This is a genomic window from Corynebacterium sp. HMSC062E11 (genome assembly GCF_001811845.1).
GTDB classification, from domain to species: Bacteria; Actinomycetota; Actinomycetes; order Mycobacteriales; family Mycobacteriaceae; genus Corynebacterium; species Corynebacterium hesseae.
In genome coordinates this window covers 59,159-72,483 of the sequence record NZ_KV806822.1, presented here as the reverse complement: position 1 = coordinate 72,483, position 13,325 = coordinate 59,159, and the positions used below count along the sequence as shown (strand labels likewise).

11 protein-coding genes, 1 tRNA gene and 1 pseudogene are annotated in these 13,325 nt (G+C 63.9%); 5 read left to right on the top strand and 8 right to left on the bottom strand.

Annotated elements, in window-relative coordinates; translation table 11 throughout:
• Positions 1-479: pseudogene (locus HMPREF2822_RS09615) on the top strand (DNA recombinase); the annotation flags it as partial.
• Here the strand turns inward: HMPREF2822_RS09615 and HMPREF2822_RS09610 are convergent.
• From HMPREF2822_RS09610 to HMPREF2822_RS09600, 3 genes are all read right to left on the bottom strand, one after another.
• The gene (locus HMPREF2822_RS09610; protein ID WP_034969882.1) at positions 448-963 is read right to left on the bottom strand and encodes a ClbS/DfsB family four-helix bundle protein; all 516 of its coding nucleotides are present in this window, start codon (positions 961-963) and stop codon (positions 448-450) included. The pseudogene HMPREF2822_RS09615 and the gene HMPREF2822_RS09610 overlap by 32 nt on opposite strands.
• A 193-nt stretch (positions 964-1,156) precedes the next feature.
• Positions 1,157-1,232: transfer RNA gene (locus tag HMPREF2822_RS09605), tRNA-Thr, on the bottom strand.
• A 102-nt stretch (positions 1,233-1,334) separates the two neighbouring features.
• Positions 1,335-2,582 carry a DNA polymerase III subunit delta' gene (locus tag HMPREF2822_RS09600; RefSeq protein ID WP_083303788.1) on the bottom strand — a complete coding sequence of 416 codons (1,248 nt, stop codon included), beginning with the start codon at positions 2,580-2,582 and terminating at the stop codon, positions 1,335-1,337.
• On the opposite strand from HMPREF2822_RS09600, the gene HMPREF2822_RS09595 reads away from it, so the two are divergent.
• Both HMPREF2822_RS09595 and HMPREF2822_RS09590 read left to right on the top strand, forming a co-directional pair.
• Positions 2,581-4,113 carry an adenylate/guanylate cyclase domain-containing protein gene (locus HMPREF2822_RS09595; protein WP_070511233.1) on the top strand — a complete coding sequence of 511 codons (1,533 nt, stop codon included), beginning with the start codon at positions 2,581-2,583 and terminating at the stop codon, positions 4,111-4,113. The two genes, HMPREF2822_RS09600 and HMPREF2822_RS09595, sit on opposite strands and share 2 nt — an antisense overlap.
• 32 nt (positions 4,114-4,145) lie before the next feature.
• Positions 4,146-5,519, top strand: coding sequence for a DUF418 domain-containing protein (locus tag HMPREF2822_RS09590; protein WP_083306834.1), 1,374 nt, complete (start codon positions 4,146-4,148; stop codon positions 5,517-5,519).
• A 544-nt stretch (positions 5,520-6,063) separates the two neighbouring features.
• Here HMPREF2822_RS09590 and topA read toward each other — a convergent pair.
• On the bottom strand, positions 6,064-8,994 hold the full coding sequence (gene topA / locus HMPREF2822_RS09585; RefSeq protein ID WP_070524116.1) for a type I DNA topoisomerase: 2,931 nt from the start codon (positions 8,992-8,994) through the stop codon (positions 6,064-6,066).
• A gap of 201 nt (positions 8,995-9,195) precedes the next feature.
• On the opposite strand from topA, the gene HMPREF2822_RS09580 reads away from it, so the two are divergent.
• Complete coding sequence (locus HMPREF2822_RS09580; protein ID WP_209167612.1) at positions 9,196-9,789, top strand: DedA family protein; 594 nt, start codon at positions 9,196-9,198, stop codon at positions 9,787-9,789.
• Here HMPREF2822_RS09580 and HMPREF2822_RS09575 read toward each other — a convergent pair.
• Positions 9,786-9,989 carry a cold-shock protein gene (locus HMPREF2822_RS09575; RefSeq protein ID WP_010189920.1) on the bottom strand — a complete coding sequence of 68 codons (204 nt, stop codon included), beginning with the start codon at positions 9,987-9,989 and terminating at the stop codon, positions 9,786-9,788. The two genes, HMPREF2822_RS09580 and HMPREF2822_RS09575, sit on opposite strands and share 4 nt — an antisense overlap.
• A 91-nt stretch (positions 9,990-10,080) precedes the next feature.
• On the opposite strand from HMPREF2822_RS09575, the gene HMPREF2822_RS09570 reads away from it, so the two are divergent.
• Positions 10,081-12,453, top strand: coding sequence for a DEAD/DEAH box helicase (locus HMPREF2822_RS09570; protein WP_070524112.1), 2,373 nt, complete (start codon positions 10,081-10,083; stop codon positions 12,451-12,453).
• On the opposite strand, the gene HMPREF2822_RS09565 is transcribed toward HMPREF2822_RS09570, so the two are convergent.
• The 3 genes from HMPREF2822_RS09565 to HMPREF2822_RS09555 are packed head-to-tail and all read right to left on the bottom strand — an operon-like array spanning position 12,450 to position 13,302.
• Positions 12,450-12,794 carry an Rv3654c family TadE-like protein gene (locus HMPREF2822_RS09565; protein WP_070524110.1) on the bottom strand — a complete coding sequence of 115 codons (345 nt, stop codon included), beginning with the start codon at positions 12,792-12,794 and terminating at the stop codon, positions 12,450-12,452. The two genes, HMPREF2822_RS09570 and HMPREF2822_RS09565, sit on opposite strands and share 4 nt — an antisense overlap.
• Positions 12,791-13,114 (bottom strand): hypothetical protein, encoded by a 324-nt coding sequence (locus tag HMPREF2822_RS09560; protein WP_070524107.1) that lies wholly within the window; start codon positions 13,112-13,114, stop codon positions 12,791-12,793. Before HMPREF2822_RS09560 ends, HMPREF2822_RS09565 begins: the two co-directional genes overlap by 4 nt.
• On the bottom strand, positions 13,114-13,302 hold the full coding sequence (locus tag HMPREF2822_RS09555) for a DUF4244 domain-containing protein (RefSeq protein WP_070524105.1): 189 nt from the start codon (positions 13,300-13,302) through the stop codon (positions 13,114-13,116). The genes HMPREF2822_RS09560 and HMPREF2822_RS09555 overlap by 1 nt, the downstream gene beginning before the upstream one ends.
• Between the last annotated feature and the right edge of the window lie 23 nt (positions 13,303-13,325).

The following is a 13,325-nucleotide window of genomic DNA, read 5'->3' as shown; positions in this document are numbered from 1 at the left end:
TATCAGGTGTCTACCAAACAGGGGTCAGGTCCTATCGCGGACAAAGCCACCTACCACAGGTCATCGACGCCATGTTTAATACAGACCAGCTCGAAGCGGAGTCCAAGCGCCTAGACGAGAAAATCCGCGCTCTTGCCAGCGAGATTGAATCATTGGTTGCAGAAAATCAGCGGGTAGCGCAAGACCAGGACCAATACCTCGCCCGCTACACCCAGCTAGAAGCGCGATACCAGAAAACCCTGGGCCGCAAACAAGCCATCGAGGCCGAGATTGCTGCCAAGAGTGCCAAGGCCACTGCGATCAAAACCGCCTACACCCAGTTGGCCGACAAGCCCATCCAGCATTTTCAACCATCCCAGTGGACAGCGCTTATCGACCATGCCGTTATCGGAGCCAACGAGATCCAGTTCGTCTTCAGAATCGGCACTGAAATCACCGTGCCTATTGCTAGCAGGCTGCCAGTTTCTTCCACTTCCTGATTTTGGTGCGAAACGTCGTAAATGGCGCGACGGTGTTGATATGCACCCATTTCCACACCGGCCACGCCGACGGGGTGGAAGAAGCCCACGCACGCTGACCCGAACTAAACAATTCTGATTCGGTTAGACCGCCCACCATTTTGACTATCTCACCAAGCAGGATCTTGAACCTGTCGATCAAATCCTCAGTAGATACCTGCTCCCAGCGTTGGTAGAACGATTCATACAATCCGCCCAGTTGATTCCACTTAAAACCAGGTGCCGGAGTCACCACGTCAAGACCGGCTTGTTCGTCACGTTCCCAGCCGAGCAGTAATTCCATCCAGCCAAGCTGGTAGGCGATCATCTGCCGGGGCGTGCGGTCAACACCGTCAACCAGCCGGTCCCAACCATCGCCAGGAACGCCTACGAACTCGCCGATAAAAAGTTCGCCACGCTTAGTAATCTCTGCGGCTAGTTCATCGCCGGACGCATACGATCTCACCACACACCTCCTCGTGAAACGGCCTTAGGTTTAACGCTTCGTTAGCGCGTTAAACCCTGAATACGCATTTTACTAGGGCAAACAAGATACCCGCTAACGCAAAACCCAAACCCGCTAACGCAAGCGATTTTTCACACCCCCCTAAGCGATACTCGCTAACGCAAAAGGGTACTTATCAAATCCGACGTCTAAGTGGAGCCGCCTGCGAGAATCGAACTCGCGACCTTCTCATTACGAGTGAGATGCTCTACCGACTGAGCTAAGGCGGCACGATGCAGTGTGTATATGCACCGCCTGAGAGTTTAGCCTAGGCCTGGGCTGATAAAGAAATCGGGCTATCACCTGTAGTGTGCACGCAGCACACGTGCTGGTTAGCGCGCGCCACAGGCCAGGCGCAGGCGGCCCACCATGCCGTCGAAAGCCACCTGCGGGGTGACGTTCTGCGGCAGCTGCTCGCGGCAGGTGCGGATAGCGGACTGGGCGGCCAGCAAGCCGTCTTCGCTCACGCGCTGGGCAAGTTCGCCCGCCAGGCCCGCGAAGTCCGGGTGGGTCATCTCCACCTCAGCGCCGACTTTCAGCATGAGCGCATCGCGGTAAATACCGGCGAGATCCACGAGGGCGATGTCGAGGCCGTCGGAGATGCGTCGTTTAGCGCGCTTCTTGTGGAGCTCTTCCATATCCTTCAGCGCACTGCGGGCGTCGCGCTGCGCCTTCGTCGCGCCCTTGCCCTTAGCGCCGACGCCGAAGGATTGTTCAATCTTGGAGCGCTCCGCCTCCTCCGCCGCCGCGTGGGAGTCCTTGGCTTCCTTCTCAATGAATTTCAGCAGCGCAGTAACGGATTGAAAGGCCTGGGAGCCGTGGAAGACATCCTCGGCCAGGTTGATGGCCATGGCGCGGCGCTTCTGCGCGGCGGGTTCGTTGACCAGGTGTCGCGCACGCCCCACGTGGCGCAGGGTGGTCACGGCGGCCAGACGCGCGTCATCCTCGCTGGCACCTTCGGCGACGAGCTGCTTGACGACGCCCTCCACACTCGGCGCCGGGATATAAAGGTGGCGGCAGCGGGAGCGCAGCGTGACCGAGAAGTCCTCCGGGTCCTCTGAGGGTGCCACCATGATGATGACGGTGCGCTCCGGGGGCTCCTCCACGGTTTTGAGCAGCGCGTTGGCGGCCTCATTGCGCAGGCGGTCAGCTTTGTTGAAGATGACCACGCGCCAGGGTGCGACGCTCGGCAGGCTGGCGGCGCGCCCGATGACGTCGCGGGCCTCGCCCACGGTGATGAACTGCTCCTGCGGATCCACGTAGACCAAGTCGGTGTGCTCTTGATTGTCCAGGACGCTTTGGCAGGAGGGGCAGCGCCCGCAGCCGGGGTTGCCGTTCTCATCGGCGGACGTACACATGAGCGCCGCGGCAAAGCACTGCGCGGCCAGCGAACGGCCGGCACCGGGAGGGCCGGTAAAAAGCCAGGAGTGGCTCATCGCTCGCGAGTCGCCCTCACCGCGAGCCGCGCGAGCAGCACTGAGGATGGTGTGGGAGACGGAGGGGGCGTCGGCAAGCCTTTCGGCAACGCTGGAGGTGTTCACTCGCCCTAGCCTACTGGGATAACTAGAGTTGTTAATCATGAACAGACTGATGCGTGGCGCCCGCTGGTTATGGGGTACTCAATGGCCGATGTACGCCGCGCTCGTCCTTGGAGCCAACATCATCGGCGCCATTGCGATCATGACCTTCGTGGTCTTCTTTCTCCCCATGCCGGAGATCTCCGATTTCATCGCTCACACGCCCCACCTGTGGACCTACGGCACGCTGTTCGTGACCTTTGCGGTCATCATCGGCATAGCGGTAACACTTCGGCTTTTCAGGCCGGTGTTGGACTGGCAACGCAGCCCCGATGACCATGATCCCAACATGGTGCGCAACCTGGTCCTGCGCATCCCGCTCTACCAGGCCGGTGTGGCCGCGGGCGTGTGGCTGCTGGGCATCATCTTGGCAGTGGTGCTGGCAGGCCAGCACTCGGCGCGGCTGGCCGTCGTGGTCGGTGTTTCTGCTGCATTGGCCGGCGGCCTCATCGTGCTGTTGACGTACTTGCAGGCGGAGCGCCTCGTGCGCCCCGTGGCTGCGGAGGCCGTGGCCCGGCGTTTCGAGGATTCCACCTTGGAGCCGCCGATTAAGTACCGCCTGCTTTCCACCTGGATGATGACCTCCGGCATCCCGCTCATCGGCATCGTGCTTGTCCTCATGGGGCAACAGGCAGGCCTGTTTAGCCCTGAGACCTCAGACATCATGCCGGCCATCGTCGCGCTGACCGTTACCGCGCTGGGCACCGGGCTCATGGGCACCATGTTCGCGATGATGAGCGTGGTCGATCCCATCATTGAGCTGCAGGACGCCATCAACCGCGTACGCCGCGGCGAGAGTGACGTCCAGGTGGACATCTACGACGGCTCCGAGCTCGGCGTTCTTCAGGCCGGATTCAACGAGATGATGCGCGGCCTGCGTGAGCGCCAGCGCGTGCGCGATATTTTCGGCCGCTATGTCGGCGCCGAGGTGGCACAGCGCGCCCTGGAGGAACGCCCGGAGCTGGGCGGCGAGGACCGCAAAGTGGCCGTGCTGTTTATCGACGTCATCGGCTCCACCACCTTCGCCGTCAACCACACCCCGGAAGAAGTGGTGGAGGAGCTCAACAAGTTCTTTGAGCACGTCGTTGAGGTGGTGCACCGGAACAAGGGCATCATCAACAAATTCCAGGGTGACGCCGCCCTGGCCGTCTTCGGTGCCCCGCTGACGGTCTACGACGCGAACTCCATGGCTTTGCAGGCCGCCCGCGAGCTTCGCCAGGAACTGCGCGGGTTGCGGCTGCAGGCGGGCATCGGCGTAGCGGCGGGCCACGTGGTGGCTGGCCATATCGGCGGCGCGGATCGATTCGAGTACACCGTCATTGGTGATGCCGTCAACGAGGCTGCCCGTCTCACCGAGCTGGCCAAGGACACCCCGGGCCAGGTTCTCACCAACTCCGCCACGCTGCGCGGCGCCAACGAGGCGGAGCAAGCGCGCTGGACGCTGATGAAGTCTATTGAGCTGCGCGGGCGCCGCCGCATGACGCAGCTGGCGCGCCCGATTCGCCCGACGTTGGCGGAACGCGCTCTCGGATAAATAAGTTTTTGTGCTTCTGGTAGCTTGGGGCCATGCCTCATCAGCCCCACCAGCCCCATCCGCCACGCCAGTATTCGAGTCCTCGTCTTCTCGTCCCCGACGTCGCCCGCGGCATGGCCCTGCTGGGCATTGCGCTGGCAAACGTTTGCACCGCGTGGATCATGAACAGCGGCGATGGCCCCGATGCCTATTTCGGCGGCGTCGACTCCCTCGCGGACAAGATCTACGTGGTCTTTTCCGCCATGTTCGTGCATGTGCGTGGCCTGCCGATGTTCTCCACGCTTCTCGGCTTTGGCGTGGGGCTTATCGCGATGAGCTTGTGGCGACGCGGTTTCCCACTGCGGCGCGCGCAGGCCGTGTTGGCTAAGCGCTATGGATTTCTGGCTTTATTCGGTGCCCTCCACTGCCTCTTCCTCTTTTCCGGCGACATCATGCTGCTCTACGACGCGATGGGCATGCTCATTGCGTTGCTGCTTACTTTAACCGACAAGCTCCTCATGCGCGTGGCCTACGGGTTCTGTGCGCTGCTGGTTGTGGCGGGTATCGGAATGGGCGTTGGGGCCGCGCTTGTCGATACGTCGGAGTTTGATCTCAGCGGCTTCACCGCCGCCGAATCCTACTGGGAGCTGCTGGGTGAGCAGGCCATCATGGTCGGCGCCCAAGCTTTTTCCGTTCCCCTGACGGGAGCCTTGGTCCTTCCGGTGATGCTCGTAGGTTTCGTGTGGGCGCGCCGCGGAACCTTGGCCGGGGGCCATCGGCGCGAGCTGTGGGCGTGGACCATTTTGGCCCTAGCCATCATCCTTTTCCTCGGCCTGCCCTGGGGCTTGTCGACGATTGGGGTGCTGGACCCAGCTCTAGCGGAACCCCTCAACGCGGCGAATAGCTGCATCGGCATGCTCACCGGGCCGGGCATCGTGGCGGGGGCAACACTCGCCCTAGAACCCCTGCAGCGCCGTGGTGCGCGCCCCTGGTTCCTGTGGCCGCTGATTGCGCTGGGCAAGCGTTCCATGACCGGCTACGTGCTGCAGTCCGTGTTCTTCCTGGCGCTGGTCTACCCCTTTACCCTCAACATTGGCCCGGAGCTCAGCGCCGCGGGCCAGGCAGCGCTAGCCACCGGCGTATGGCTAGCAACGCTCCTCATCGCCTGCGCGCTCGAGGCCGCGGGCAAGCCCGGGCCCTTCGAATGGGTACACCGACGCTTGTCCTATGGCAAGACGATGCGCCCGGAATTAGGCGCTGCGCCTAACCGCGGCCCTTCCGCGCCAGCCCATCCACCAGCAGCACCAGGCCTACCGTCTGTGCCGCCGACTGCGCCGCATCCAGAACCCGGCCACGCAGGCCCGCATCCTGGCGCTGTTCAGCCGGGTTCAGGACCGTCAGCGCCTCAGAGGCCAGAAGCAGGTTAGCACCGTGGCTCAGCCCCTGCGTAGATTCAGCAGCGCGCAGGGCTGGGTCACCAGCTAGCGCGGAGAGCGCAGCCGCCGGGATTCCGGCGATAGCCGTGGCGCGGCGCTCGCAGCGAGTACGGGACAGTGCACTGCCCGCGGCCCACGCGCCGGCGCGCAGGCCCCAACCCAGCGCATCATTGCGCGCACCGCGCAGCGCCCACGCGAAGGATGCGTATTGCACGCTCACGCACGTCACGCCGAACGTCGTTGGTGCGCCGCGCTTGGCGGCCTGGCCAAGCGAAGCGGCGATAAGCCCCACGCGGGTCTCCGGTGCGCAGTCTGGGCGCAGGGCCAACAGCACGGGTACAGCGGCGGTCGTGGCCGTGCCGAGCATGCGCCAGTTAAACAGGCGTGACCAGACTGCAGTCTCCCCCGCGGCGAGCGCGCCGAGGGTGAGGTGATCGCGGCCAGCAAAGGCCGGGCCCACCGCGCGCAGGAGAGCCTCGGTGCCCTCTTGGGTGCGGTCCAGCATGTCGCGGGCGAAGCTGGTCTTCATGTCCTGCTACTTCCTGCGCGATCCGGCCTTGACCACGTTCTTCGTGCCCGGTGAAGGCTTCTTCGTCGCCTTCTTGCTCGACTTCTTCGTGGCCTTCTTGGTCGATTTCTTGGTCGACTTCTTAGTGCTCTTCTTCGTCGACTTCTTCGCCCCACCGTTCGCGGCGTCCTTGGCGCGGCGCTCGGAGAGGAGCTCGTTCGCGCGGGCGTCGGTAAGCTGCTCCGGATCGTCACCACGGCGCAGCGAGGCATTCGTCGTGCCGTCAGTGACGTACGGGCCAAAGCGGCCGTCCTTGACCGTCATCGGCTTGCCAGAGACGTCGTTGTCACCCAGCTGCTTAATCGGCGGCTGTGCGGCCGCGCGGCCGCGGCGCTTCGGCTCCGCGTAGATGCGGCGCGCCTCGTCCAAAGTGATGGAGAAGATCTGCTCCTCCTTGGCCAAGGAGCGGGAATCCTTGCCCTTCTTCAGGTACGGGCCATAGCGGCCGTTCTGCGCGGTGATGACCTCGCCGTCCGAGGGGTCCACGCCCACCTCACGCGGCAGGCTCAGCAGCTTCAGTGCTTCCTCCAGCGTGACGCTGGCCGGCTCCATCGAAGCAAAGAGTGAGGCAGTGCCCGGCTTCAGCTTCTCCTCGACGTACTCAGCAATGCGCTTTTCCTTCTGCTTCGCCGCGGTCTTGGTCTCCCAATTCTTGGCACGCTTGCCCTCGGCCGCGCGCTGGGCGTCCTCGGCGGCGCGCTCCTCTTTAACGATCTCCTCGGCTTCGGCCTCGGCCTTCTCGCGCTCGTCGTCACGCACCTGCTCGGTCACGTACGGGCCGAAACGACCCTCCTTGGCCACGATGGTGCGTCCGTTTCCCGGGTTCTGGCCCAGCTCGCGCCCGCCCTGCGGGGTGGCAAAGAGCTTCTCCGCCAAAGCCTCGTTGAGCTCATCCGGGGTGACCGTCTCCGAGAGGTTGGCGCGTTGGTACTCCACCGTACCGTCCTCGTTGGTGCCCACGGCGCGTTCGATATACGGACCGTAGCGGCCCACGCGCACGAAGACATCGCGGCCTTCCGCGTCGGTGTACAGGCGCAGGGAGTTGACCTGGCGGGCATCGATGGCCTCCAGGTTGATGTCCACCAAGGACTTCAGGCCGCCGTGGCGAGCAATAGATGCGGCCTTGCGCTCGCCGGCCTCCGTGTTGCCGAAGTAGAAGTTATTCAGCCAATCCGTGCCGTTCTCCGAACCGGCGGCAATAGCATCGAGCTCATCCTCCATGGAGGAGGTGAAGTCATAATCCACGAGCTCGGTGAAGTTATTCTCCAGCAGGCCCACAACCGCGAAGGCAACCCACGAGGGCACCAGCGCGTTGCCGCGGGAGAGCACGTAACCGCGGTCCTGGATGGTCTTGATGATGGAGGCGTACGTCGACGGGCGCCCGATGCCCAAATCTTCCATCTTCTTGACCAAGCTGGCCTCGGTATAGCGCGCCGGCGGGTTGGTGGAGTGGCCGTCGGCAGTAACCGCGGACGTCTTCAGCGTGTCGCCCTCGTTCAGGTGCGGCAGGCGGGACTCTCCCTTTGAGTCCTTCGCCGCCACGTCCTCGTAGGCCTTGAGGAAGCCCGGGAAGGTAATCGTGCGGCCGGTGGCGGAGAAGTCAGCGTCGTGGCCGCCGGCGTTGACCGCCGCGGTCACCTTCATCGAGGTTCCCTTGGCGTCAGCCATCTGGCAGGCCACGGTGCGCTTCCAAATCAGCTCGTAGAGCTTGTACTCCTCGGCGTCGAGCTGCCCGGCCAGCTGGCCCGGGGTGGCAAAACGCTCGCCGGCGGGACGGATGGCCTCGTGGGCCTCCTGGGAATTCTTCACCTTGCGGTCATACCGGCGCGGTCCATCTGAGACGAACTCCGCGCCGAAGATGGAGGAGGCAGCCTCACGCGCAGCATCCAGGCCCTGCTTGGACAGGGAGGTCGAGTCGGTACGCATATAGGTGATGTGACCGTTCTCGTAGAGGCGCTGCGCAATGCGCATCGTGCGCTCCGAGGTGTAGTGCAGGCGGCGGCCAGCCTCCTGCTGCAGCGTCGAGGTCATAAACGGCGCGGAAGGCTTGCGCGAATAAGGCTTGTGTTCAACGCTAGCCACGGTCATGGTGGAGCCTTCCAGCGCACTGGCCAGCTGCTCCGCCTGAGCCTGCTTGACGACGACCACCTCGTCGCTCTTCAGCTGACCCCTATCGTTGAAGTCGCGGCCCGCGGCCACGCGCTTGCCGTCGAGGGCGCTCAGGCGCGCGTCGAAGTCCGGCGTGGATTTCAGCGTTGCCGTGAGATCCCAATACTCGGCGGGGATGAATGCCATGCGCTCGCGCTCGCGCTCGACGATGACACGGGTGGCCACCGACTGCACGCGGCCAGCCGACAGGCGCGGCATGACCTTCTTCCACAGCACCGGGGAGACCTCGTAGCCATAGAGGCGGTCCAGGATGCGGCGGGTTTCCTGGGCGTCGATGAGATTCTCATCAAGCTCACGGGTGTTTTCCGCTGCCTCCAGGATGGCGGACTTGGTGATCTCGTTGAAGACCATGCGGCGCACCGGCACCTTGGGCTTGAGTACTTCCAGCAGGTGCCAGGCAATGGCCTCACCCTCGCGGTCGGGGTCTGTTGCGAGGTAGAGCTGATCGCACTGCTTCAGCTTGGCCTTGAGGTCAGCGACCTTCTTCTTCTTGTCCTGGCTGATGACGTACAGCGGGGTGAAGTTATCCTCCGGGTTAACACCGAGGCGCGCCCAGGATTCCTTCTTATACTTGGCGGGGACGTCGGCGGCGCCGCGGGGAAGGTCCCGGATGTGGCCGACGGAGGCCTCAACAATGTACTTATCGCCGAGGTAAGGCTGAATCTTCTTCGCCTTGGTTGCTGACTCGACGATGACCAGGGTCTTCCCCGGGCCGGTAGCTTCTGCCACTTCGACTTCATCCCTTCCGATGGCTAGTCCTCTGCTGGGCAATTGCCCCTAGAGTACACAGATAGAGGCTTACTCTAGTTATTCAGGCCAGTTCACGTCCACACAACCGGGGGTCTATACTGGCCGTCCGAGGATTCGCCTCACAGCACACAACTGGGAGACAGCGTGATTGCGTCTATTACTGCATGGTTCGAGGTCATCATGGCCACACAGTGGATTTATCCGCTGGTGGGTTCACTGATTTTCCTCGACTGCTTCTTCCCCGTTTTGCCTTCGGAGGTTCCCCTCAACATGGTGGGCGCCTGGTCTGGCTCCCAAGGTTTCCCCCACCTTCCCACCATGTTTTTCGTCGCCATGGTTGCCGCAATTTTGGGGGATAACTTGTGCTTCCTCCTGGGAACGCGGCTCATCGCCCTTATTAATAGAGCCCAAAAGGGAACGAAGGCCTACGACGCTTTGACGTGGGTCAAGCGTAATATTCGGCGCAGCGGCAGCGCGGCCATCATCATCGCGCGCTTCATCCCCTCGGCCCGCCTGTTTATGACGATTCTGCTGGGCTCCATGCGCTATCCCTGGCCGCTGTTTTTCTTCTTCGACACCTTCGGTGTCCTGTTGTGGGTGGCGCAGGCGCTAGCCATTGGCTACCTCGGCGGCGTGGCCTTCTCCGGCTCACCCGCGATAGCCATGCTCATTTCCATCATCGCCGCCGTCATCATCGGCTTCGGCCTGCAAAAGGGGCAGAATAAGCTGCTGGAATGGTGGGATACCCGGCGCGGCTACGCCGAATCCCCCTAAACCACCTCGACGTTGGTGGCCTGCTGACCTTTAGCGTCTTCCCCAATCTCAAAGGAGACGCGCTGGTTATCTTCGAGGGTACGGAAGCCGGTTCCTTGGATTTCGGTGTAGTGCACGAAGATGTCGCCGGAGCCGTCCTCCTGCTCAATGAAGCCGTAGCCTTTTTCGGCGTTGAAGAACTTGACGGTACCGTATGCCATGATGAGTTGTCCTTTGCGGAAATAAAGTAGTGCAAACTAGTGCACTAGTGTGCCACGTTTGGGCACCTACAGCAGATTAGTGGAGGCAAGCGTGAGTGAGAACCCTCTGGGTGAGGAGCTCGTCGAGCACCTTGTTGAGCGTTTCCCCGAGTCCGAGCTAACGCACTCCACCACCCTGCCCGCCCAGCCCGCGCGCTATGCCGAGTGGCCCGAGTGGGTCCTACCGAAGTTGCGGGAGGCGTTGGAGGAGCAGGGCGTCGCCAAGCTCTATGCCCACCAGGTCGCCGTGGCACAGGCGGCGTGGGAGGGGCGTGATGTGGTGGTCTCCACCGGCACGAGTTCCGGAAAGTCCCTGGGTTACCGTTTGCCCATTCTGTCCCGTCTGGCGCAGGACCCGACCGCGTGCGCGCTCTACATCACGCCGACGAAGGCGCTGGGTTCGGACCAGCTGCGCGCGGTGCTGGAGTTCACGCAGGGCATCGCTGCGCTTCACGACGTCCACCCCGCCCCCTACGACGGTGATACCCCCACCGAAGCCCGTGCCGGTATCCGCGATCAGGCGCGGTTTATCTTCTCCAACCCAGACATGATTCATTCTTCTCTGCTGGGCGCACACCAGCGGTGGGCGCGGGTGCTGCGGCACTTGAAGTTCATCGTGATTGATGAGGCGCACGCCTACCGCGGGGTTTTCGGGGCGAACGTGGCGCTCGTGGTGCGGCGTTTGCTGCGGCTGTGCGCACACTACGGTTCGCGGCCGGTGGTGATTGCGGCTTCGGCGACCATGCGGGATCCCGCCCGGCATGCCGCACGGCTGACGGGGCGCGAGTTTCTCCCTGTAACCGAGGATGGCGCGCCGACGGGCGCGCGGACGGTCGCGCTGTGGGTACCGGGCTTCATGGAAGGCATCGAAGGGCAGAACGGCGCCCCCGTGCGCCGCGCCGCCACAACGGAGGCGGCCTGGATGATGGCCGCGCTCGTGGCGCAGGGCGCGCGGACGTTGACCTTTGTGCGCTCGCGGCGCGCGGCAGAGACCACCGCGCTGCGGGCAGCAGAAGAGCTCTCCGGGAGGCTAGGCCGGCCGGATTTCGCGCGCCGAATTGCCGCCTACCGCGCGGGCTATCTGGCCGAGGACCGCCGCGCGCTGGAGCAGGCGCTGGATGATGGCTCCCTGCTCGGCGTGGCCACCACCTCGGCTTTGGAGCTGGGCATCGACGTCGGCGGGCTCGATGCCGTGGTCACCGCTGGGTTCCCGGGCACGGTTGCTAGCTTCTGGCAGCAGGCCGGGCGCGCGGGCCGCCGCGGCCAGGGCTCGCTGGTGGTGCTGGTGGCCCGCGATGAACCGATGGACACCTACCTGGTTCACCACCCAGAGGCACTGTTGGGCCGACCGGTGGAGGCCAGCGTGTTCAACCCGGCTAACCCCTATATCCTGGCCGGGCACGTGTACTGCGCGGCGGTGGAGAAACCGTTGTCTGATGCCGACGTAGCTGCCTTCCGCGCCGAAGACGTGGTCCACGACCTAGCCCAGCAAGGCTTGCTGCGCCGGCGCCCGCAGGGTTGGTTCGCCGCTCCCCTGCCGGCTGGCTCAAGCGAGCTCACCCCGGAGACCGCGCACACAGCCGTCTCGCTGCGCGGCGGTTCGGGCGAGGAAGTCATGATTGTGGATTCCTCCGATGGCCGCCTGCTGGGCACCATCGATTCAGCCCGCGCGGTAAGCCAGGTGCATCCCGGCGCGGTGTACCTGCACCGTGGCGAGAGCTTCGTCATCGAGGAACTTCACCTCGGCGGAGGCGATGGTTCGGCGTCCGCCGAGCCGGGCGTGGCCCTCGCCGTGCCAAAGGCCCCGGACTACACCACGCAGCCGAAGTCCACGACGGATATCCGCATCCTGAGCGAGGCCGATGACCTGGTGAACTACGCCCCCGGCCTATGGGTGGCCAGCTTGGAGGTTGAGGTGACCGATAAGGTCACCGGCTATCAGGTACGGCTTCCCGATGGCTCCGTGGGCGAGGATATCCCCCTTGACTTGCCGGAGCAGCGCCTGGTGACCCGGGCGGTGGCCTACACCATCGATCCGCTGGCACTCGCAGCGATGGGAGTCACCGCCGGGCGCACCCCGGGCACCCTCCATGCAGCTGAGCACGCCGCCATTGGGTTGCTACCGCTCATTGCCACCTGCGACCGCTGGGACATTGGTGGCGTGTCCACCGCGCAGCACGCCGATACGGGCTTGCCCACGGTCTTCGTCTACGACGGCCACCCCGGCGGCGCCGGCTTCACCGAGGAAGGTTTCCGCCGCTTCCCCGAGTGGATCAAGGCCACCTTTGAGGCCGTGCGCTCCTGCCCCTGCGAGTCCGGCTGCCCGTCGTGCGTGCAATCCCCCAAGTGCGGCAACGGCAACAACCCTTTGGACAAGGCAGGCGCCATAGCTCTCCTCGGTGCGTTGGTCACCATGACCTCTTAGACCGGACCAGCGCGGGCGATGGCGCTGCGCCCGCGCAGCCGGGCAGTAACCTCAACGTCGCGCCCATCGATGTCGCAGGAGCCGAGTTCCGCGCCGTTGAGCGCGGCAATCTCTGTGGCCTTCGTGCAGGCGTCCCTGCCCTTGGCCACCTCCCACGCACCGGCCACGGCGGCGAGGTCCGCCGCCACCTGTGCTTCGTGCCGCGCTACAACGAGTGAAGCAACTGCCGCAACCGCCAGCAACAGAGAAGCCACCGCGGCGATGATCCCGGCGGTGACGACGGTGGCATAGCCCTCCTCCCCCGCCAGGATCCTTCCCCAACTACGCTGACGACGCCTCATGGCTGCGCCCCGTTGTTCCCACCCGCTGCCATCTCCGCGGGAAACACCGCCTGCGCGCGCATAGTCCCCAGCGGTGCCGGCACGGCGGCCTCAGCGGTCATAAGCCCGGAGCCTTCGCTCACGTTCACCGTCACTCCATCGCGCTGAAAGTCCACGCCGATGGCGGCGGAGCGGGCTGCAGCGCCCGCGGCGTCAACGGCAGCGAGGTGGGCCGACAGCGTGGCGATGCCACCCACGATTCCCGCGGCAACGATGACGAGTGCGGACAGCGACAATGCGGCCTCAATGGTGACGGAGCCGGCGTCATCAAGCGCGCGCATTAGCCTGGGGTGTTGGACAGGGCGTCGGTGATGATGGACGTGATAGCGCTGGTAACTTCGCCACCATTGACCACGGCATAGAGCACCGCGGCAAGCGCTGCGGCCGCGAGCGAACCCATGGCATATTCTATCGTGGACATACCATCATCATTCGCTAATAGTAACTGGTAGTTTACTTTTTTCTGCATGATTTACCTAGCTTTCTTTTACT

Bases quoted from the DNA above. Each gene is read 5' to 3' on its own strand.
- HMPREF2822_RS09595 (WP_070511233.1), top strand. From the start codon at position 2,581: ATGAACAGACTGATGCGTGGCGCCCGCTGGTTATGGGGTACTCAATGG.
- HMPREF2822_RS09600 (WP_083303788.1), bottom strand. From the start codon at position 2,582: ATGATTAACAACTCTAGTTATCCCAGTAGGCTAGGGCGAGTGAACACC.
- HMPREF2822_RS09590 (WP_083306834.1), top strand. From the start codon at position 4,146: ATGCCTCATCAGCCCCACCAGCCCCATCCGCCACGCCAGTATTCGAGT.
- HMPREF2822_RS09580 (WP_209167612.1), top strand. From the start codon at position 9,196: ATGGCCACACAGTGGATTTATCCGCTGGTGGGTTCACTGATTTTCCTC.
- HMPREF2822_RS09575 (WP_010189920.1), bottom strand. From the start codon at position 9,989: ATGGCATACGGTACCGTCAAGTTCTTCAACGCCGAAAAAGGCTACGGC.
- HMPREF2822_RS09565 (WP_070524110.1), bottom strand. From the start codon at position 12,794: ATGAGGCGTCGTCAGCGTAGTTGGGGAAGGATCCTGGCGGGGGAGGAG.
- HMPREF2822_RS09560 (WP_070524107.1), bottom strand. From the start codon at position 13,114: ATGCGCGCGCTTGATGACGCCGGCTCCGTCACCATTGAGGCCGCATTG.
- HMPREF2822_RS09555 (WP_070524105.1), bottom strand. From the start codon at position 13,302: ATGCAGAAAAAAGTAAACTACCAGTTACTATTAGCGAATGATGATGGT.